This is a genomic window from Blautia sp. MCC283, from assembly GCF_018785565.1.
Classification (GTDB): Bacteria; Bacillota; Clostridia; order Lachnospirales; family Lachnospiraceae; genus Blautia_A.
The window spans coordinates 49,834-71,253 of the sequence record NZ_WQQB01000013.1 but is presented as its reverse complement, the minus strand read 5'-3'; the positions used below and the strand labels follow the sequence as shown (position 1 = coordinate 71,253).

At 43.2% G+C, this 21,420-nt stretch carries 21 protein-coding genes; 2 read left to right on the top strand and 19 right to left on the bottom strand.

Annotation, left to right across the window (positions count from 1 at the left end):
- Positions 1–41: 41 nt before the first annotated feature.
- Positions 42–236 carry a hypothetical protein gene (locus tag GPK81_RS03980; RefSeq protein WP_118070029.1) on the top strand — a complete coding sequence of 65 codons (195 nt, stop codon included), beginning with the start codon at positions 42–44 and terminating at the stop codon, positions 234–236.
- A 164-nt stretch (positions 237–400) separates the two neighbouring features.
- Here GPK81_RS03980 and GPK81_RS03975 read toward each other — a convergent pair whose 3' ends face one another.
- The 8 genes from GPK81_RS03975 to GPK81_RS03940 form a co-directional block, all read right to left on the bottom strand.
- Positions 401–2,077: an alpha-amylase family glycosyl hydrolase gene (locus tag GPK81_RS03975; RefSeq protein WP_215706578.1), complete on the bottom strand. Its 1,677-nt coding sequence runs from the start codon at positions 2,075–2,077 to the stop codon at positions 401–403.
- 211 nt (positions 2,078–2,288) lie between these two features.
- A complete protein-coding gene (locus GPK81_RS03970; protein WP_021978019.1) occupies positions 2,289–2,519 on the bottom strand; it encodes a hypothetical protein in 231 nt (76 codons plus the stop codon).
- Positions 2,520–2,580: 61 nt separating this feature from the next.
- Positions 2,581–3,813 (bottom strand): MYG1 family protein, encoded by a 1,233-nt coding sequence (locus GPK81_RS03965; protein WP_118070025.1) that lies wholly within the window; start codon positions 3,811–3,813, stop codon positions 2,581–2,583.
- A 111-nt stretch (positions 3,814–3,924) separates the two neighbouring features.
- Positions 3,925–4,749, bottom strand: coding sequence for a MerR family transcriptional regulator (locus tag GPK81_RS03960; RefSeq protein WP_207660362.1), 825 nt, complete (start codon positions 4,747–4,749; stop codon positions 3,925–3,927).
- Positions 4,739–6,109: an MATE family efflux transporter gene (locus GPK81_RS03955; protein WP_118063838.1), complete on the bottom strand. Its 1,371-nt coding sequence runs from the start codon at positions 6,107–6,109 to the stop codon at positions 4,739–4,741. The genes GPK81_RS03960 and GPK81_RS03955 overlap by 11 nt, the downstream gene beginning before the upstream one ends.
- Positions 6,110–6,417: 308 nt before the next feature.
- On the bottom strand, positions 6,418–6,837 hold the full coding sequence (locus tag GPK81_RS03950) for a hypothetical protein (RefSeq protein WP_021978015.1): 420 nt from the start codon (positions 6,835–6,837) through the stop codon (positions 6,418–6,420).
- Positions 6,838–6,966: 129 nt separating this feature from the next.
- On the bottom strand, positions 6,967–8,208 hold the full coding sequence (locus GPK81_RS03945) for a Y-family DNA polymerase (RefSeq protein ID WP_021978014.1): 1,242 nt from the start codon (positions 8,206–8,208) through the stop codon (positions 6,967–6,969).
- 14 nt (positions 8,209–8,222) lie between these two features.
- Entirely contained in the window at positions 8,223–8,792 is a 570-nt protein-coding gene (locus tag GPK81_RS03940) for a hypothetical protein (protein ID WP_148446918.1), read from the bottom strand.
- Positions 8,793–8,982: 190 nt separating this feature from the next.
- On the opposite strand from GPK81_RS03940, the gene GPK81_RS03935 reads away from it, so the two are divergent.
- On the top strand, positions 8,983–9,465 hold the full coding sequence (locus tag GPK81_RS03935) for a hypothetical protein (protein ID WP_021978012.1): 483 nt from the start codon (positions 8,983–8,985) through the stop codon (positions 9,463–9,465).
- Positions 9,466–9,579: 114 nt separating this feature from the next.
- Here the strand turns inward: GPK81_RS03935 and GPK81_RS03930 are convergent, their stop codons facing one another.
- The 11 genes from GPK81_RS03930 to GPK81_RS03880 all read right to left on the bottom strand — a co-directional run bounded on the left by GPK81_RS03930 (position 9,580) and on the right by GPK81_RS03880 (position 21,420).
- Positions 9,580–10,155, bottom strand: coding sequence for a cytidylate kinase-like family protein (locus GPK81_RS03930; RefSeq protein WP_021978011.1), 576 nt, complete (start codon positions 10,153–10,155; stop codon positions 9,580–9,582).
- A 34-nt stretch (positions 10,156–10,189) separates the two neighbouring features.
- Positions 10,190–11,359, bottom strand: coding sequence for a D-alanyl-D-alanine carboxypeptidase family protein (locus tag GPK81_RS03925; RefSeq protein WP_148446916.1), 1,170 nt, complete (start codon positions 11,357–11,359; stop codon positions 10,190–10,192).
- Entirely contained in the window at positions 11,356–12,531 is a 1,176-nt protein-coding gene (locus GPK81_RS03920) for an FtsW/RodA/SpoVE family cell cycle protein (RefSeq protein WP_021978009.1), read from the bottom strand. Before GPK81_RS03920 ends, GPK81_RS03925 begins: the two co-directional genes overlap by 4 nt.
- Positions 12,532–12,534: 3 nt before the next feature.
- Positions 12,535–12,774 (bottom strand): cell division topological specificity factor MinE, encoded by a 240-nt coding sequence (gene minE / locus GPK81_RS18480; protein ID WP_021978008.1) that lies wholly within the window; start codon positions 12,772–12,774, stop codon positions 12,535–12,537.
- A 46-nt stretch (positions 12,775–12,820) separates the two neighbouring features.
- Positions 12,821–13,609 (bottom strand): septum site-determining protein MinD, encoded by a 789-nt coding sequence (gene minD / locus GPK81_RS03910; protein WP_022427288.1) that lies wholly within the window; start codon positions 13,607–13,609, stop codon positions 12,821–12,823.
- A gap of 58 nt (positions 13,610–13,667) precedes the next feature.
- Positions 13,668–16,565 (bottom strand): penicillin-binding transpeptidase domain-containing protein, encoded by a 2,898-nt coding sequence (locus GPK81_RS03905; RefSeq protein ID WP_118070011.1) that lies wholly within the window; start codon positions 16,563–16,565, stop codon positions 13,668–13,670.
- On the bottom strand, positions 16,550–17,077 hold the full coding sequence (gene mreD, locus GPK81_RS03900; RefSeq protein WP_215706577.1) for a rod shape-determining protein MreD: 528 nt from the start codon (positions 17,075–17,077) through the stop codon (positions 16,550–16,552). Before mreD ends, GPK81_RS03905 begins: the two co-directional genes overlap by 16 nt.
- On the bottom strand, positions 17,067–17,963 hold the full coding sequence (gene mreC / locus GPK81_RS03895; RefSeq protein WP_177968452.1) for a rod shape-determining protein MreC: 897 nt from the start codon (positions 17,961–17,963) through the stop codon (positions 17,067–17,069). Before mreC ends, mreD begins: the two co-directional genes overlap by 11 nt.
- A 13-nt stretch (positions 17,964–17,976) precedes the next feature.
- A complete protein-coding gene (locus GPK81_RS03890) occupies positions 17,977–18,990 on the bottom strand; it encodes a rod shape-determining protein (protein WP_021978003.1) in 1,014 nt (337 codons plus the stop codon).
- Positions 18,991–19,002: 12 nt separating this feature from the next.
- Positions 19,003–19,713 (bottom strand): RadC family protein, encoded by a 711-nt coding sequence (gene radC / locus GPK81_RS03885; RefSeq protein ID WP_021978002.1) that lies wholly within the window; start codon positions 19,711–19,713, stop codon positions 19,003–19,005.
- 105 nt (positions 19,714–19,818) lie between these two features.
- Entirely contained in the window at positions 19,819–21,420 is a 1,602-nt protein-coding gene (locus GPK81_RS03880) for an NAD(P)/FAD-dependent oxidoreductase (protein ID WP_215706576.1), read from the bottom strand.

Here is a 21,420-nt window from a genome sequence, read left to right as displayed (position 1 = left end):
CTGCTTCAAAGTATACATGTTGGCTGCTGCTGTGTGATGCAGTGGATATTTGTCTCATCAGGATCGATCCAATCTTTCAGCCAGATGACCTTGTTGTATCCAAGGCTCTTGGCAGTGAGGCCGATAATTACGCGAAAATCATCCAGAAGAACCTCACTGTTTTTGTATTTGGGATCAAAAAGATCCGCATAAGAAGTAATATCATCGGATATACAGACAAAGGCGGTCCGGTATGAAACCAGATCGCCTTTGATTTGTATATCATCATTAAATTGAGTTTATTTTACTATATTTTTGCAAAAAATCAATATACAGATTTATAAAAAATAAGAATAAAATTAGCAGAAAATTCTGTGATCTGCGCAAAATTACAAAATATTTATAAATCATGTTCTGAATTTTAGCGGAAGCTCTTCAGCCAGTTTACAAGGGAATCATGCCAGATGTTGTCGTATACGGTTTTTTTCATCTGGTCTGTGACCGGTCCGTTTCCTGCCATTTTTGCAAGGATAGCAGCCTGGAGTTCGCCTACGGTCATTTCTTCCGGTGTTTTATCCGGATTCGGTACCTCCGCTGCTGTTTCCTGTGAGCTGGAAGCTTCCGCTTCAGGAGTGGATGGAGCTTCTGCTACAGAGCCTGTTTCAGCCGCCTGATTCTCTTCTGTCTCAGGCGCATTGCTTTCGTTCTCTTTTGCTGCGGCAGTTTCTGGAACTTCAACCTGAACCGGTTTATATTCCGGCATATCTCCAGCTGGAAGCCAGATCTCACCGCTGTTTGCAGCAATACTGACACGGATCCTTCCGTACTCTACCCGTACTTTTTTACCTGTAAGAGCGCCAACATATTCATCTGCGCTTCCGGTTGGAAGATTCATCTCCGCCTCACTGTCATCATTATTAACGGTAACGATCACGCGTACCCCATCCAGATCCCTGGCAAAAGCAAACTGCCGGTTGGTAAGAGCAAGCTCCGAATAGCTTCCGTAACTTAAAGCAGGCGTACCCTGACGGACTTTACCTAAAGCAGCGATCAGAGCTGTGCATGGATTTTTGGTAACGGCATCTGCATAATCCTTCAGATCAAGTGCCGGTCTTAAACTTGCATCGGAAAATTTCTCTTTTTTTCCATCAATTCCGAATTCAGATCCATAATAAATACTTGGAACACCAGGCAAAGTATAAAGAAGCACATGTACCGGTGCAAAATGTGCCTTATTCTGAAGTTTGGTATGGATCCTCTCCACATCATGGTTGTCCACAAAATTATAAAGATCCAGATCTCCCATATTCTGAAGATATTTTACTGTGTGGGCAATCTCAAAATAGTTGTGATCATTGTGTCCGCTGTAAAGAGCTTTATGAAGGGCGTAGTTGGTTACGCTGTGAAGGGTCTGTCCGTTTACCCAGCGGCTGTAATCTCCGTGGATGACTTCACCCATCAACCAGAAATCCTTTTTGACTTCATCTGCTGTATGACGGAGAACACGCATAAAATCAAAATCCAGGACATCAGCGGCGTCCAGACGGATTCCGTCAATATCAAACTCGGAAACCCAGAAACGGATCACATCACAGATATAGTTCTGAACTTCCGGGTTACGCTGGTTTAATTTCACCAGAAGGTTGTAACCGCCCCAGTTCTCATAGGAGAATCCGTCGTTGTATTCTGTGTTACCGCCGAAATTCACATTACAGTACCAGTTTACGTAAGGAGAATTCTCCCGGTTTTTCTGGATATCCTTGAAAGCAAAGAAATCACGGCCTGTGTGGTTGAATACACCGTCAAAGATCACACGGATCCCTTTATCATGGCAGGCTTTTACAAAATTTGTAAGGTCTTCGTTGGTTCCCAGACGGGAGTCCAGTTTTTTATAGTCGGTTGTCTCATAGCCATGTCCTACACTCTCAAAAAGCGGACCTATATATAAGGCAGTACATCCGATTTCCTTAATGTGGTCGATCCACGGCAGCAGTGTGTTCAGTCGATGTACAGGAGTTCCGTAATCATTTTCTTTAGGAGCGCCTGTAAGTCCAAGTGGATAAATATGGTAGAAGGTTGCTTCGTTGTACCAGCTCATAATATTACACCTCTGTTCTAAAAATTTGTAATTTCCTGATAATTAGAGAAATTACACAAATATCTTCTTTATAATACCAGATTTTTGCAAAATAATCCAGAAACAATTAGACGTTTTTTTCGCAGAAAATCCGGCAGATTGTCAACTGCCGGATCATAACCGAATCAGGCATGTACCCTGAAAGGGGGCAGATATCTGATCAGCAGTATGCTTATTCGTCAAATTCTGCAGTAACAATAAAGCCACGCGGTGTATGCTCAATGCTTTTTATAATCCCTTCTTTGGACTTGATACGGTCTGCGTTTCTATAGCAGCCGGACATGGCTACTGCAGGCTCAATAATGTAGCTGTAGTTTGTAGCAGAGAGAAATTCGGAGATTTTCACTTTATCTCCTACCTGGATCAGTCCCTGCCTTTCCATTTTAAATTTTTCTTCGCGCATAAATATGCCTTCTTTCTGTATGAATATGCAGTATAAATATATCTGCTTCGCTTGACAGATTTTATGAACCAGATGGGATTCGCACCAGAAGCTTCTGGCCGTCTTTTTCTATTACTGTAAGGACAGGAATATGTTTTTTTCGCAGTGCATGGACGATCGGGTACAGAGAAAACATGGCATTGTCTGCGAAAACTGCCTCCGGCCTGTATCGGAGGATTTCTTTCAGCTGGTCTTTTATATGGCTTTTCCATTCTGCTTTTTCCATGGATAGTTCTCCGTAGATCCCGTTCAGAGTCAGTTCCGGAAGCTGAGGAACCGGCAGATGCACGATCCTGGCAGAAGGAAGCTCCGGAAGATTCTGAAGCAGCATGTCAGTCGTATCATTTCCACCAAGGCTTACGATCACAGCTTCCTCATGAAAAGCAGCAAGACTGCTCCGGCAGGCAAGAATGGAATCCTCAAGAGTTCCACAGGTCATGAGAAAACCGCCTTTATGGCAGAAGATCGCACTTTCAAGGCCGGTTACCGAAGCCAGCTCCTCTCCTTCCAGGCCCAGCCAGGAAGAAGGAAAGCTGCATTTATAATTCATGGAATATTCTTTTTTCTGTGGCTGGATACAATAGCCGCCCCGGTTGGATGGAAAGATCACAAAAGCGATATTGGTTTCGGAAAGGCGCTTCTGGCAGGGAATAAATTCCGGAAGTACCAGGATATTGGTATTTTCTGCCGGAGTTTCACCGGAAGCCAGGGCTTCGGTGTGTTCTGCAAGAACTTCTTCCACCCGTCTGTCCGCACGCTCATTTCCAAGGTAACGCTCAAATTTATTTTCCAGGATCATGCCGGCGACACTGACTGCCTGGAAAAATGCCTCGTCATTGCTGCCTTTGGAATCCCATCCAGGATTAAAATTGCCGATGAGCGTGGCAAGTTCGTTTTTTTCACCGGTATTGTCATTGATATCCAATGGCTGGACAAAGGATTCATCGAATTTCTGTGCCAGCTCCTCACCGAGGATTTCCGGCCCGAGTTTTTCCCAGAGAAGACCAAATGCCGCATAGGGAACGCCGTTGTCACGGATACGGCTGTCTTTCTGGTGGTGGTCATACTGCCCTCTTCCAATATCAAAAACAAGACCTTCATAATTTTCCGGAACAATGTTTCCACGTGCGATGGTGATCTCAGGATTCAGATATAAAAGCAGTGCGGCAGAAAAAACATCGTCTGCATGAAATTTTCCGCTGTGGGTAAATGCGGATGCATTTTTCTGTTTGATTTTTTCCAGTAAATGATTCATAAGAAACGCTCCTGTATGTTTATTCTGCCATTCAGTATACCACAGAAATGAAGAATAAACAAAGCCTCCTCATTGGAAGCTAAAAAAGCACTCCATAAGAAGGCATAAATTTCAGATATTCACCGGGATCTGGATTTCCGTAACAAATTTATCGGTATTGTTTGTAATTCCATAATCGATCAACGTGGTTTCTCTGGAAAATCCGGTGATACAGAGTTTTTTCTCTTCAATGTATGCAAGGAGTTTCTGATAATAAGCCGGTGCTTCCCTGTGGCTTCCGCAGAAACGGATGGTTACGCAGGTCTGTCTGGGAAAAGTTTCCGTTTCTCCGTCATATCGGTCTTCCTGATCCAGAAGAAGAAAGATCCGGTCGTAATCCTGAAAAGATTTTTGGGAAAGCTGTTCTTTGGAGATCCCGATTCCGATCTTTCCCATAAAAACCAGAGATTCCTTCTGATTTTCTACCAGTTTTCGGATGGAATTCTCAAGATCCAGATATGTTTTCGGATGCAGGGAATCCCGGAGCCAGACAACGCGGCTTTCGGGAATTTCGACAGTTTGGATCACATCAAGCCTGGAATTCATGGCATCCCGGAGCTGTTCCAGGCGATGGTCGATCTTTCGGGAGATCAGCTCCAGCTCTTTTTGCTTCCTTGCGATCACTTCTTTCTGATGTACCAGCTTTTCTTCGATCACATCGGTATCACGGTTATCCAGAAAAGTTTTGATCTGGGCGAGTGGAAAATCCAGGACTCTGAGATAACGTATGGTGTTGAGAAGCTCAAACTGTCTGGTGCCATAATACCGGTATCTAGTGTCCGGGTCTGTATATTCCGGTGTTAAAAGACCAGCCTGCTCATAGTGGCGGAGAGTCCCCATACTGATATGGAACATTTTGGCTACTTCTCCGATAAGAAATAATTTTTTATCTTCCATTGGAATCTCCTTTGCATCTGGATACAGGACCAGGACCGGCATGGTGTTTCAACCAGAAATAGGCGATCAGGCAGATCAGAACCGAAAGCAGAGAACCTGCCGGCGCTGCCATTCCCATAGGGAACAGCGTATGGGGAAAATATCTGGAAGCCAGATAAGATCCCGGGATACGGACCAGAATAATGGCAATGATATTGTGGATAAAACCAATATAGGATTTTCCATATGCACAGAAATATCCGGTAAAGCTGAAATGGATGCCTGCAAAAATGCAGTCCCAGATATAGGAATGGATATACTGAGTGCCAAGAAGTACGACCGTGTCATCTCCGGTAAATGCCTGAAGGATATGTGGAGCGGTAAACTGAACGATCAATGAGATAATGATTCCGTAAACACTTGTGATCAGGATGCTGTACTGGAGCGTTTTTGCCGCACGGTCATGCTTCCCGGCACCGATATTCTGAGCAGCCAGAGCAGAGACCGCAGCCAGCATGGAAGACGGAACCAGAAAGACAGCGCTGATCACTTTTTCCACGATACCAACAGCAGCTGCGTCATTTAATCCCCTGTGATTGGCGATCACCGTGATCACAATAAATGCAACCTGGATACATCCATCCTGTACAGCTACCGGGATTCCGATTTTCAGGATCTGCGTCATCACACGAGGATCCGGGCGGAAATCTTTTCCTGTAAGATGGATTCCGGTTTCTCTGTGGCGAATGAATATCAGGGCAATGATCACACTGAGAGTTTGGGCAAGTGTGGTTCCAAGGGCTGCTCCGGATGGTCCCATATGGAAAAAGCCAATGAAAACGTAATCCAGTACAATATTGGCAGCACAGGCAATGGCCACAAAATACATGGGAGTTTTGGAATCACCAATGCCACGGAATATGGAGCTGATTATGTTATAAGCTGTAATAAAGGGAATTCCGATAAAACAGATGATAAGATATTGTGTGGTACCTGTCACCGCTTCTGTCGGGATACCGATCAGTACAACAATGGGCCTGACGAGGAGAAGAAGCAGGAGCGTAAAAAGAATGGAAACAGCCATGAATAATGTGACCGTGTTTCCGATAGCTCTGGCTGCGTCCAGCTTCCTGTCTGCGCCGACAGCCCGGCTGATGGTAACGGTTGCGCCCATGGCCAGTCCTACAATAATGACTGTTAACATATGCATGACCTGGCTTCCGTTTGATACAGCAGTGATGGCATCAACATGGTCAAACTGTCCGATGATAAAAAGATCTGCCATTCCGTAAAGTGTCTGAAGAAAATAAGATAACAGGTATGGCAGGGCAAAGTACACAATAGTTTTAAAGATATTTCCGGTTGTAAGATTTTTTTCCATGATTCTCTTTTGTCTGATCGGTCGGATGTATTAGCCGGATGGCAATATTCCCGGTCAGATAACCTCCCGGATATAATTTAAACCTTATAACGGTTGTAATGTCAATGCTTTTTTGCGTGATTTACCATATGAGGAATCGGCTTGCAATCAAGAAGATATTCGCAATCCGCATTCGCTACTTGCTCATAATCGAATAACTGTGAAGCAGTTATTCGATTAAAAAAGGAATCTGCCCTGCGACAGATCCCTTTAAAATTTACGTTCTTTTATGTTTTATGTACAAAATAGGACGTTCATATTCAATTTTATTATAATGCGCAGATAATCTTATCCTGATATGCTGCCGGAACTTCTTCTTTATCCAGAGACATACTGATAATAAAGGAAACTTTGAAGGTTTCACCGATGGCACTTAACTGATCCAGTGTTCCGGTTGCATCCTTTCCTTCAAGTTTGGCTGTTGTAAGGAAGCTGTCCAGATATACCTGCTCCAGATCATGATCCTGAGAGAGGATACCACAGATAAATCCTACGAATTCATCCGCATTCTTAACCGGAAATCCGGAAACATCAATGAGGCGGACTTTGTTGTTCAGCTCATACATGTGCTTGGTGCTTTTGTCTAAGTAAACAATGCTGCCGCTGGCATCCTTCACAGCCCCGTTTACTTTGTCTAACAGTACTTTTGTTTTTCCTTTGCCTTTCTTTCCTACGATCAGTTCAACCATCCTGTTTTCCTCCTTAGACACATATAATAATTTTGAATAAAATTGCTATTGATATGTTTCAAATTATAGTGCATTGTGAATAAAATTGCAAGGGGTTTTTGAAAGAATCTAGTAAATTTTCATCAAACATTATTGTTCTCTCTCATTTTCCATCTGCGCTTTTGCTTTTCTCCCGATCCGGGCGGTACTGTTCATGATACTGGCGCGGGTAACCTTGTCATTTCCGTATTTAAGTCGGATAGAATCCAGGGCTGCATCCAGTTTCTGGCGGCGTTCTTTTTCCCTGGTATCTTCAAAGAATGATAATTGTTCAAAGGAGTCGTCGGTAAGTCCGGTAAGTGATACCCCCAGAAGACGCAGCGGCTGTCCTCTCCAGGATTCTTCAAAAAGCTTTCGGGCGTGGAAATAAATTTCGTCGGTGATGTCTGTGGCGTTTTTCAGTTTCATCTGGTGTGATCTGTTCTGGAAATCCAGCGTTCGAAAGGTTACAGAGATGCAGGTACATTTTTTCTTTTTGCGGCGCATACGAGCAGCAAGGACATCGCATTGTTCCAGAAGGATCGGAAGCGCCTGCTCCATGGATACCAGATCATCATTAAAGGTTGTTTCCAGACTGAATCCCTTAGCTTCATCTGGTTTCATTTTTACCGGGGAGTCATCCAGACCGCGGGCGTACCGGTATAACTGCTGTCCTGCTTTTTCACCCAGAAGTGCCTGAATCTTGGGCTTTTTCTCATGGGCAAGATCACCGATGGTTCGTATACCCGCCTCCTTAAGCTTCTTTTCAGAGGATTTTCCAAGGAAAAGAAGATCTCTTACGGGAAGTGGCCACATTTTTACAGGGATCTCTTCCGGGAACAGGGTGTGTACTTTATCCGGCTTTTCAAAATCTGAGGCCATTTTTGCCAGCAGTTTATTGACAGAGATGCCGATATTTACAGTGAATCCCAGTTCGGTCCGTATCTTATCTTTCAGCTCATGGGCAGTTACAATCGGATCCGGGTAAATGTAGGAGGTGCCAGTCATATCCAGAAATACCTCATCAATGGAAAAGGATTCCATCACAGGGGCATAGGATGCACAGATACTTTTGAAAGACCTTGAATATTTATCATAAAGCTCAAAATCTGCCGGAACGGATATCAGTTCCGGGCATTTACGAAAGGCCATAGCCATTGGTTCTCCTGTCTGGATCCCGTATTTTTTTGCAGGGATGGATTTGGCAACTACGATGCCGGTCCGTTTTCTGGGATCTCCACCAATGCAGGAAGGAATTTCCCGAAGATCCGGAAGCCCCTGCTTTACTCTTCGGGTAGCTTCCCAGGAAAGGAAGGCGCTGTTTACATCAACATGAAAAATCAATCGTTCCATACATACTTCTTCTTTCAATCATGATCAAGTAAATCTGAATTGTGAATATCCGCCCGCAATTGCTTAAATAACATCCGATATTCGTCTTCCACTTCCTGGAAAGGACGGACTGTATAATCTATGGGAACACAGACCGATGGTTTGGGCTGCGGCGGTTCTTCGTTGAGAAGAAATTTCAGATCATACCAGAGAAGATCATTATCAATGTTTTTCAGCTGTTGTTCCTCTTTGGCAGAAAGTCCGGTGCCCAGATATTTTTCATATATGATGCAAAGAAGCTTTTCTTCCTGTCGCTGATATTCGGGAAGGCTTTTTTTAAACGGTCTGGGAACATCAGACATATAGCATTCACTGGCATCATGAAGAAGAGCTGCCAGTGCAAGACGTCTTGGCAAGCCACGGGCCATGGCTTCCTTTGCACAGAGGATACAATGCTGTCCTACGGAAAAAAAGGTCTTTACATGGCCATTTCCGCGGCATAAAAGAGAAAGGGCATGTGCGATATCATCTATGCAGATCCGTTCTTTTTCAGGTTGTGTGGGATCAAAATGTTTTCCCGTATAAGTGGTGATACAGTTACTCATGAAATATCCTGCCTTTCTGTGTAAAATACTCGATGGCTACATGGAAATCAATCTTATTGTTTATTATAAACACGAAGGGAAAATGTGTCTACACTGCCCAAAAATAAATTTCATGAAAAACAACAACAGGTTTACAAATACGACTGGTTCTGTGCTATAATACAAAAAAATGACAGGGAGACTGACGTCTATGAAACATATGGAAGAAATGAAGATCGCCGGACTTGCCATGGCATTATGTATTGTAATGCTTGGGATTTATATTGTGGTCCCCAAAGATGGAAACATTTCTCATCTTACGGCAATTCCGGATAACAACGCAGCGGAGCCCGTTCCTGACTCAACTTCACAGGGATCCGTAGATGCAGATTCTGACAGTGCTGATTTTCCAATCTATACGGAAGACAGTTATTACAGTGGATCGGATGATTCCGATGATAACACAGATACCGGTGATCCAGATACCGGAGACGACGGAAATTACGATCAGGGATATACTCCTGATGACGGGAACGTTAATGACACTTCTGATCCAGATACTTCACAGGGAGATGATACAGGAGATACTGGTGATGTTGTTGATGATGGTACGGATACCGGTGACAATTCTGATTCGGAACTGGATGACAGTAGTTCCGGAGATACCGGAGATGATACCGTAGAAGTCTACTGATCTTCAGAAAACACATGCATAAATAAAAAACAGGTACGCTTCATGAGCAGGTTTGACCAACTCACAGCGTACCTGTTTTTTTATCTGCCTGACAAATGAATCTTATTGTCTGGTTCAGATACTTTTTTTCTTCAGATTAATGTAATCAATGATCAGCTGAGCAGATTGTTCGATGCCCACAAGACCGGTATCAATAGACAGCTGATACTGGTTCGAATCACTCCAGGAGGTATTGGTGCAGGATTTATGGAACTGCTCTCTTTTTTTGTCTGTTTCCCGGATCTGTTTTCGTGCTTCTTTATCAGAAACATGGTCGCGCTCCATAATACGATGTACCCGATGTTCCATATCTGCATGGAGATAAACAGTGGTGACATCTGGCATATCCTGATATATGATATTGGCACATCGTCCGATCATAACAACAGATTTTCCTTTGGTAAGTTCCCGTACCAGGCTGAATGAATTCGTCATTGGATTTCTTTCACCATAATTCATTGCGATGGAATATAACAGGCTGTTTACCGATTTTTCATCAAAGAAATCGCTGTTTTCCTCGAATTTACCGATTTTTTTTGATTCTTCCAGAAGCTTCTTTTTGTCATAAAGCTCCAGTCCCAGTTTTTCTGCCAGCAGAACACCTACACGGTGCCCGCCACATCCACATTGTCTGTCAATTGTAATGATCATTGCCTTGTCCTCCTTATGATGTAATGATTTTCTGTCAGTTGATATTCTGAAGCAATGATGTCATTTCCTGATACAGAACATCTTTGGAAGATGCACCCATAACAATGGAAATAAAAGGCTTTCCGTAAGCATTCTGGCTTAAAAGAGCCAGACAGTTTCCTGCTTTATCCGTTGTTCCTGTTTTTCCACCGAGGATGGTGACATCCTTCGGTGTTGTGGCCTCACCGGTAAGGTAATGGTCAGTAGCGGTTAAGGTAGTACTTGCATCTGAGCCATCCGAATGTTTGTAGGTAACTGTATAGGACGACATCTGCGTGATGTCTGTAAATTCCGGATAATTCAGCGCCTCTTTTAACATCAGATAGATATCATAAGGCGTTGTATAATGATTTTCGTCCTGAAGGCCATGAGGATTGGTAAAATGAGTTCCTGTGCATCCAAGCTCAGCGGCAAAACTGTTCATCATTTCCACAAATTTATCTGTGGAACCGCCTACATGTTCTGCAATGGCAGAAGCTGCATCATTGGCGGAATAGACCAGAAGGCAGTGAAGCAGCTGGTCCATGGTGACCTGGTCGCCTTCCATAAAACCTGCAACCTGTGACCCGGATTCCAGCGTAACATTTTCCTGGGAGATCGTTACGGTATCATCCATATTGCCGTATTTCAGAGCCAGCATTGCGGTCATGATCTTTGTGATACTGGCTGGATATACCTTATTGTAGGCACCTTTTGCATAGAGGACCTTTTTGTCACTGAGGTTCAAAAGAACACCGGACTGGTTATCATCCAGACTGACCGAGTCCAGAGGAACATCCTTGGTAACAACGCAGAGATTCTGAGCAAAGCCCTCTGCTCTCTGTGCCTCTTTTGAGACCAGTGTATTATCAAATTCGGAAAAGGCGTTGAAAGAATTAACCGGGGTGGAAAAATTCCCGCCTTTTAACATGTAGACTCCAAATCCCCCTGCTCCACACAGGACGACCAGCAGAAGAAGCAGAAGAACGGTATTGCGGATCTTTTTGCGGCGCATCCGTTTCATTCTGACTGATTGTGTTTTGCGCCTGGAGGGAACAGCTTTTGCAGATGGATCAGAAACTCTGTCTTTCCCAGCGGAAGCTGTGCGAGTTGCGGCTTTGGAAGACCGATGTCCGGGAGTACTTCCAGGACGTGCAGTTTTTTTCACAGGTTCTTTATGTGTCATAAATATTCCTCTTTCCGAAAGTAGGCATCCTTTTTCTGCTCTTTCTTCTGTAATTCTTTATTATATGCACTGCTCTGCAGTCCTACATTGAGAACAAGTCCCATACCAATGAACAGACTGATCAGAGAGGTAAGACCATAGCTTACAAAAGGCAGCGGAGTACCGGTATTAGGCGCAAGTCCGGTAGCAACACAGATATTGATAAAACTCTGTATGGAAACAATGCTTCCCACTCCACAACATATGATCTTTCCGGCAAGATCCTTGGCCCGAAGGCTCATCCGGATACATTCAAAAGTAATCAGAAACAGCAGCAGCACGATCAGAGTACAGCCAATAAATCCATATTGCTCTCCTGCCACTGCAAAAATAAAGTCTGTCTGATTCTCAGAAACAAAGTTTCCATCATTCACGGAAGTAACACTTGTGTCATTACTGAAAGCACGTCCTACAAGTTCTCCGGAGGCAATCGCTGTTTTTGAGTTGTTCTGCTGTTCAATATCATCCGCATATTCTTCGTTCTCCGGATACAGGAACGACATAATACGGTTTCTCTGATAATCCTGAATCAGTTTCTGATCCGGCTGTACAACAATCGACAGAAAAATAATTGCAAGAGGAATTGCAATCAGAGCCGCTCCTCCGATAATTTTGTAACTGAGTCCTGCAATATAGATCAGAATACAGAACAGAATTACTACAGTAATTGTATTTTTCATATCTGGCTGTACATAGATCAACATTAACGGAATTACCAGAAGAACTGCTGACTGTGCCAGAGTTTTCAATGTATTCAGATCATCTTCGTGATCCATGAAAAATTTTGCAAAAAACAGGATAATGATGATTTTAGATAACTCTGTCGGCTGGAAGCGAATAAAACCAAGATCCACCCATCTTGCTGCGCCGTTGGCACTTGAGCCGAAGAAACGAACCGCCAGAAGCATTACAATATTAAAACCATACATGATCCATTGAAAATTCAGCAACCAGGAGTAGTCCATCAGTGAAAGAAGCAGCATAAAGACTACTCCAATGATTACACCCAGAAGCTGACGGGTGCGAAGATAATCGGCAGCTGTTCCTACAAGATGGATTCCAATAAAGCTGATCGCCAGAAGAAAAACTACCAGACGAAAGTTGTAAAACCGCAGCTTATACTGTTTAATCATAAATTATGCATCCCTTTTCTTAAGTACAGGTATGACAGCATGCAGAACAGGTGGTTCCTGTGAAATCTGTATGGTCACCCTTGTTTCATCAATTACAACGTATTTTTTTACGGTATGTATGAGGTCATTCCGCAAAAGTTTCATCATCTGTGGAGAGCAGTCTATGCGTTCCGATACAAGAAGAAGTTTCATTCGGTCACGGGCATAACCTGCGGAGCGTTTTTTTTCGGAGAAAAACCGCATATTTATTCCTCCCTCTGTGATGAAAAGATAATCTGGCAGTGCTTATTTATCTGCGAAAAATACTGCCAAGCCGTTGGAATACACTGCTTTTTCGCCGGACGGTAGTATAGGGAACATCTTCTCCAATAAGTCGTCGACAGATATTGCGGTATTCCTCCTCTGCCTGTGAATTTTTCCCAGACAGTGGTTCACCCTGATTTGTGGAAATTACAATCTGTTCATCATCAAGAATGGCACCGATCAGATCTACAGCAAGGATTTCCAGGACATCTTCTACTGACATCATATCTCCTTTTGCGATCATTTCAGGCCTGAGCCTGTTGATAATCAGCCGGATATCCCGAATCCCTCCGGATTCCAGCAAACCTATGATACGATCTGCATCACGGATTGCGGAAACCTCCGGAGTTGTTACCACAAGGGCACGATCTGCACCGGCTACCGCATTTTTAAATCCCTGTTCAATTCCGGCAGGACAATCCAGAAGAACATAATCAAATTCCTCCCTGAGATCGTCCGTAAGCTTGATCATCTGTTCCGGTGATACAGCAGTCTTGTCCTTTGTCTGTGCAGAAGGAAGAAGGTACAGATCCTGATGCCGTCTGTCACGGATCAGAGCCTGTTTCAGGCGACAGCTTCCATTGATGACATCTACCAGGTTATAAACAATACGGTTTTCAAGTCCCATAACAACATCCAGGTTTCGAAGTCCGATATCCGTATCCACAACAGCAACCCGTTTTCCCATGGCCGCCAGTCCGGTCCCGATATTTGCTACCGTAGTGGTTTTACCCACGCCGCCTTTTCCGGATGTAATGACAATGACCTCACTCATATTTTCTGATTCCTCCCATTAAAATGTTCCACACTTCTGGTATCCTCATAAAGTTTGTTTAGTCATTCGATACATTACTGGTGTCGCTTGCGGCATAACCAGTGAGAATGGTGCTTTCATCTGCAAGTCCGAAAATGTATTTAAAAATATCATTAGCTGCAAGGCAGGCATTACCGGATGCATATCCGTTTGCGATTCGAACGGATATTGCGTATTTCGGTTCGGAAACCGGAGCATATCCCACGAAAAGAGCATTATTTGGATGATAGTAATCAATTTCGGCAGTACCGGTTTTTCCGGCAACTTCCACACCAAGTCTGTTAAACTGATCATGAGTCTGCACTACACGGTACATACCATCATGGATATCATCCCATATATTGCTGGAAATGTCCAGCTGTCCCTCTGTTTCAGAAGGATATTCCTTGATCAGTTTGCCCTTGGAATCTGTTACACGGTCCAGCAGAGAAAGCTTGTAGATCGTACCGGATGTAGCGATCGTTGAAGCATATCTTGCAAGCTGGCTGGTGGTAAACATATTCGTACCCTGTCCCATATAGGAAGGAACTGCGTTTTTGTCTGAAATCTGAGGAGAAGCTTCAGAAATTTCAATGCCAGTTTTTTTGTCGAGTCCCATAAGGGATGCATACTTCTGAAGCATACCAAGACTTCTTGCTTCAGAAAAGTTTCCTTCGGAATCTTTTCCAAGTTCAAAACCGATCGTACTGAAAAATACGTTACAGGACTGCTCGATCGCTCCACGGATATCCAGAGCTCCGTGCCCCTGTTTATTCCAGCAGTTGATCGGTGGTGTTACAAGATCGAAACTTCCTGTACATTCAATATAAGTACCGTCATCGATAACACCTTCTGACATGCCTGCAACGGTAGATAATATCTTCAATGTAGAACCTGGAGCCGTTCTCTGCTGAGTTGCCTTATTAAAAAACGGACTAGAAAGATCAGTTGATAATTTGGCATAATAATCAGTATCCATATTATTGGTCAGTCTGTTATTATCATAACCAGGATAGGAAACGCAGGCAAGAACATCTCCACTTGTAGTATCAGTAATAACAGCAGAAGCAGAACATGGTGCCAGTGCAAGCTGAGCTGGAGTGATCTCAAGACTGGCAATCTTTCGATACATAAAGGTATATGCATCCAGACCTCCGGAAAGCATTGTCTGATACAGCTCATCTTCTTTGGAAAGAACTCCCTGTTCATACAGAACAACACAAAGTTCTTCACCACTGATGGTGTCTTCCTGAAGCATATATTTGTACAGAAGCTTGGAGAATCCGGTATCTGTCTTCAGATAGTCGATAATATAATTTGTCAGTGCCTGATAGATTTCTTCAGAATCCAGATATTCATTAGAAGTGGAAATCTGAGAAATATCAATCCAGTTCTGACTGGCAGCATAATTCAGATAATCTTTCAAACTGATGCTCTCATCATTTTTCCATGCTTTATATGTTTCATCAGAGGTATCAATGGAATCACTTTTCAGTATGTTTAATGTGTTTGTTAAAAGATCATCACAGATATAGGTAAGATATTCCTGCATTTGTGAGTCTTCGTCTTTATATGCCGGAGGATTATCTCCTGTCAGCCTGTTACTTATTGTATCAAAAACCTGTTGCTGTTTTTGCTGAAATTTGGCATACAAATTTTTTTCTGTATCGGATGCATCATCGTTACTGAATTTATTGATATCAATAACGCTGTTGGCAATAAGAGCATTATATACAGAGTAGATTGGAATTGTGATTTTACTTGCGTCTTTCTCTGCTTCATAATCAAAACTCTTATCAGGGGTCAGTTTGGAAAGAACAATACCGGCTACACGCTGCTCAAGAATCTGGTAAATACTCTTCTGCCAGTCAGAATCAATGGTGAGATACACATCGTTTCCGGCTATTGGCTCAACAGTTTTGGAATTATCAATATCAAGAACTTTTCCAAGATTATCAACTGTAACGGTTTCTTCACCGTCTTTTCCCTGAAGCTGAAGTTCCATATACTGTTCAATCCCGGCTTTTCCGACAATGGCATCATTGGAATAATCCGGATTATCTTTCCGAAGAGTTTCCAGTTCTTCAGAAGAAGCCTGACCGGTATAGCCAAGAATCGGTGCCATACTCTCATCTTCCACATATTGCCTTGTGGAATCTTCCACAATATCAATTCCCTGAAGTGCGGATTGATTTTCTTTTATGGCAGCAACTGATTTTTCGCTGACATTCGTTGCAATCGTTACCGGCATATATTTTTTGAAACTGTTCGTATTCAGCTGATAGCGCATGATCGCAATTTCAAGGATTTCCTGTTTGGTAAGCTCTTTGGGGAGAGAATGCGCTGCCAGCTCTTCGTCAGTATAGGCATCTTTTCCGTAGAGTACAATGGAAAATCCATTGCTTCCTGTAAGATAATCCATCATTTGTGCTGCAGTTGCGTTTTTCTGCTCATCACTCAGATTATCAATCTGTGCTTCACCATAAACATCTGCACGAAAACGGTTCAGAGTAAAACCTTCCTCCACATCGAAAGCATAATCACCGTGATCATTAACAATAATATGAAAATTGTCGGCCAAACTGTCCCCGTTTTTGGAGAGAATCTGCAATACCTGGTATGCGATACCATTTAATGCCAGATTTTTTTCACGTGTGCTGTTATATGTTCCACTATCTTCAAAAGTAACAGAATAGGCAAGAACATTGGAAGCTACAACAGTGCCGTTTCGGTCATAGATATTTCCTCGTGTACTTTTGATCACACGTGTTTTTGTGGTACGTGTCTGAAATTTACTGATATAGTCTTCTCCCTGTATGATCTGCAGGCTGAAAAGCTGCCGAACAAGAACAGATGAAAGAAAAACAAATACGATCACAAGAACAGTAGTACGTTTCAGACGGATTTTTTTGATGATTTTTTTTATTTTAATTCCCAAATAGACTCACTTTCTTTCCTTACAGTATCCATTAAGTGGTAGTTGATCCAGTAAAATATCCGATATACGATAATTGTGAGAAAAACCGTATAAACAATCTCGGGGATAATAATTCTGTATATGTAGGTCAAAAATCCAAGTCGGCCCCGGAGAAGAAACTGAAGGCCGTATACAGACAGATTATAAAGAAGATCTGTTCCTGCTACAAGAAAAAGCGGAACTTTCAGATCATCATCATAAAAGCTGCGGAATGCGTAGCCGCTGATATATCCTGCATACATATAAATCAGCGCATAGAAACCAAACAGTGATCCGTAAAAAAGATCAATAAAAAGTCCTGAAAAAAATCCTGTCCAAAGTCCGACTTTTCTTCCGCGCATCAATCCCATGGCTACACACAGGATCAAAGGCAGGTTTGGCGTAATGGAACCAATGGAAATGTAATCCATTATTGTACATTGCAGGAAAAAACAGACAATAATGGTAATAAATAATACTATTTTATTTTTCATTGGACGCATCCTCCGTTTTGTCTATTGCGTCCTGTTTATTGACGGTAATGACAAACACATCTTTCAGATGGCCGAAATCAACGGGTGTAACGATCGTACCTGTTTTTGTCAAGTTATTGGGATCCTGTTGGATTTCGCTGACATAACCGATAAACAATCCTTCCACGTATTTTTCGCTGATATTTGAAGTGACAATACGTTCTCCCACGGTTACTTTGTTATCCTGGTCATAGAGCTGTTCAAAACTCAGTTTTCCCTCATCGATCAGCTCCAGATCTCCGGTAACAACGCAATTATCAGAAGTGCTGACAGCCATGGCACTGACATTACTGCTGTCATCAATAATGGAACGAACGGTAGCCCATGATGGGCCAACTTCCGTGACGATCCCGACAAGTCCTTTTCCTGCAATTACGTTGTTGTCAACACGGATTCCATCATTAGTACCTTTATTGATCATAAATGTATCGTACCAGTTGCCTGGATCTTTGGAGATGATCCTTGCCGCAACTTTTGGATAATCAGTGTATTCCTGATCAAGATTATAAAGTTCTTTCAGCCTGGTAAGTTCTGTCTGATCCTGGATCAGGATATTATTCTGTTCGGTAAGACTGTTGATCTGATTTTTAAGTTCCTCGTTTTCCTGAAGTACGTCCTGCTTATCACGAAGACTGTTTTTTACATCTCCGAACATATTACTGACACCGGAAATGCCCTTTTCAAAGGGAACAACCAGAAATCCGGCCACATTCTGCAAAGGTGCTGAAGTTGTTCCGGAAGCTGCGGTAGCAACAATACAGCTTCCACAGAAAAGTGTCATGATTACCAGAAGATGTTTGCTTTTTAAATTAAAATGAAAACGCACTTTTTTTCGGATGTTTTTCATTATATATGCCCCTTTACAGTTTTTTCTGCTTTACAGGCTGTGCCCATCTGCGCAGTTCTCTGTCGTGAATGATCTTTTCCAGTCCATGTACAGCAGAAGTTTCGTACAGATCAGAAAGATTAAAGGCAAATCCTGTATAACTTGCCAGATAGTTGTCGATATATGGAAGTCGAGTACTGCCACCGGTAAGGTAAATTCCCTCTTTTGCAATATGATAGGCAATCTGTGGTGGTGTACGTTCCAGAAATGTTTTCATTTCTGCCGCGATCTGATTTACGCAATTGGTGATTCCCTCATTAACAACATAGGCGGAAACAACTTCTTCTCTGGGAAGTCCGGAAACGCTGTCGATTCCTACAACTTTCCGGGCTTCCTTTTTCTGGTCGTTAAGCCGTCCCATGACTACTTTCAGGCGTTTGGCCGTACGTGTTCCGATCTGCAGATTGTAATGTTTACGAATCTCACTGCAGATGGATTCATTCATCTGCCGGCCTCCAAGAGGGATCTTACGGCTTATGATGATCTTGCCATCTGTAAGGATTGAAAATTCTGTACTCTGTGCACCAATGTTTACAACCATACTGCCTTCATTTTTTTCAAGATTGATGTTCATGGCTACCGCATCTGCAATCGGAGATTCTACCATGAAAACCCGGTTTTTTCTAAGCCAGTGTCCATTGACCAGATGATAGTAGGCTCTTTTTTCAATGGCCGTCATATCAAGAGGAACCGAAAAAAACATATCCGCACCAAGGCCGGATGTATGATCGATCTTTTTCAACATGCTGTAAAGTACGATTTCCTGTAATTCGAGATTCGCAAGCATTCCAAAAGCCATGGGAGAATCTACAGAAATATCCGAAGGTGATTTTTCAAACATTTCATAGGCCTCATTTCCAATAGCAAGGATTCGACGCCCCCGGTAGGCAACCATGTTTTTTTCTATGTAAGTTTTATTTCTGAAAAAAGAATAGACTTTTACAGAGCTGCTCCCCAGGTCTACCCCGTAATTATTTCTAAAAAGCATAAATCTGCCCCTTCACTTAATATACTCATCAAAAATCCCCTTTTCCCGGAAACTGATGTACCTGTGATCTCCAATGATAATATGATCCAACAGATGGATTCCAAGAAGCTCACCAGATTCGAAAACCCGTCTGGTGACTTCCAGATCGGCCTGACTGGGGGAAGGATCACCGCCTGGATGATTATGCACAAGGATCAAATTTACAGCATGATATTTTACAGCTTCTACAAAAACTTCTCTTGGAGTGATCAGTGTGGCGGTGGCAGTCCCACGGCTTAAAAGCTGCTCTCCTGTGAGATGATTATGTCCGTCCAGCATCATACAGTACAATAATTCCTGTTCTTCGTGACGAAGCTGTTCCATATAATACTTTGCAATTGTGACAGGATGCTGAAAAGACAGTTCCGGCTTCGCTGCAGCAGTTGCCATACGTTTGGAAAGCTCCCCGATGCATTTCAGCTGTATGGCTTTTACCTTGCCAATCCCATGGATCTTCATCAGCTCCGGTACAGAAGCATGAAACAGACCCAAAAGTCCGGAATGACCTGTTTGTTCCGATAAATTAAGGATTTTATCAGCCAGTGTCAGAGAACTTAATCCCTGTACGCCACAGCGCAGGATCACAGCAAGAAGCTCACGATCGCTTAAAGACTGTTCTCCCTCCCGAAGACATTTTTCATACGGGCGCTGATAATCTGGCATTTCCATTATAGTATCTTTCATATGATTTCCCTTTTCGCTCTCGAAGAAGGGTATGCAAAATCGCAGAAGTTATTTTAGCATAAAAAAGCAGGAATGTACACTCTATCCCGGAAATTTCCACTTTTTTCACATTTTATTTACAGGCAGGGCATAAATGGAAGCTACTGCTTCTGCCACTTTAATTCCGTCCATTGCTGCAGATGTAATGCCACCGGCGTAACCAGCGCCCTCTCCGCAGGGGTAGATTCCTTCTATATTGGAAGTGAGTTTTTTTGGTTCCCGCACAATCCGGACAGGAGAAGATGTACGGCTTTCTACTCCTTCCAGCAATGCATCCGGCCGGTCAAAACCGGAAAGTTTTTTTCCAAAAGCATGGATTCCGGCTTCAATGGAATCCCCGATCTCTTTCGGGAAAATGCTGCGGACATCGGTAAGTGTATAGGCTCCTTTGATACAGGGGCTCACATCTCCAAGTTTGATACTTTTCTTATGCGCACAGTAATCTTTGAAAAGCTGTACCGGAACTTTTCCGTTTCCGGCTTCCCAGGCAGCACGTTCCAGCTTTCGTTGGAGTGCGATTCCTCCAAGAACGCCTTCCTCCGGAAAATCAGAAGGATTTACTGTAACGATGATGGCACTGTTGGCATTACGGCTGTCACGTGCCTGGTAACTCATCCCATTTACTGCCAGCATGCCTTCCTCAGAAGAAGCATTTACCACATAGCCACCGGGACACATGCAAAAAGAATAAACGCCACGTCCGTTTTCCAGTGTATGGGTAACTTTGTAGCTGGCTGCGCCCAGGTAATCATTTTCCGGCTCTCCGTAAAGATCCTGGTTGATCATGGTCTGTGGATGTTCCACTCGTACTCCTACTGCGAAAGATTTTGGCTCCATGGAAAGATTGTGCTTGTTCAGCATGGCAAAAGTATCTCTGGCACTGTGGCCGGGAGCAAGAACGCAGATTTCTGCCGGTATTTCTTCTTTTTCATTGACGATGACAGCCGCAAGTTTCTGGTCACGGACCACCAGATCAGTCACTGTGGAACGGAATCGGAATTCCCCGCCCATTTCTTCAATCTGATGGCGCATAAACTGAACGATTCCCACAAGCTGATCCGTACCAAGGTGGGGTTTCTGCTGGTAAAGGATTTCAGATGGAGCTCCTGCTTCTACAAATCTGGAAAGGACTTCTTTTCCTCTTCCGTAGGTATCTTTTACCAGAGTATTCAGCTTTCCGTCGGAAAAAGTTCCCGCACCGCCTTCTCCGAACTGCACATTGGAATCCGGATCCAGGATGCCGTTCTTCCAGAAATTTTCTACAGTTTCCTGGCGTTTATCTGCTTCTTCTCCACGTTCCAGTACCAATGGACAGTATCCGGCTTTTGCCAGATACCAGGCGCAGAATAATCCGGCCGGTCCGCTTCCGATCACTACCGGTCGATGGGACAATGTTTCAGAACCAGGTGTCGGAAAATGATACTTTTTCTCTGCGGTTAACATAATGTTTTTATCGTGAACCTTTTTTAAAACACGGGATTCATTATCCACTTTAATGTCTACAGTATAGACAAATTTTTTGTCCTCTTTATGCCGGGCATCCAGAGATTGTTTTCGGATCTCATAAGTGAACGGCTGATTTCCAAGGCGAAGTGTTTTCGCTATTTTTCTGTGAAGCTGCTCTTCTGTATGGGTGATGGGAAGCTTCAACTGTGTGATCCGGATCAT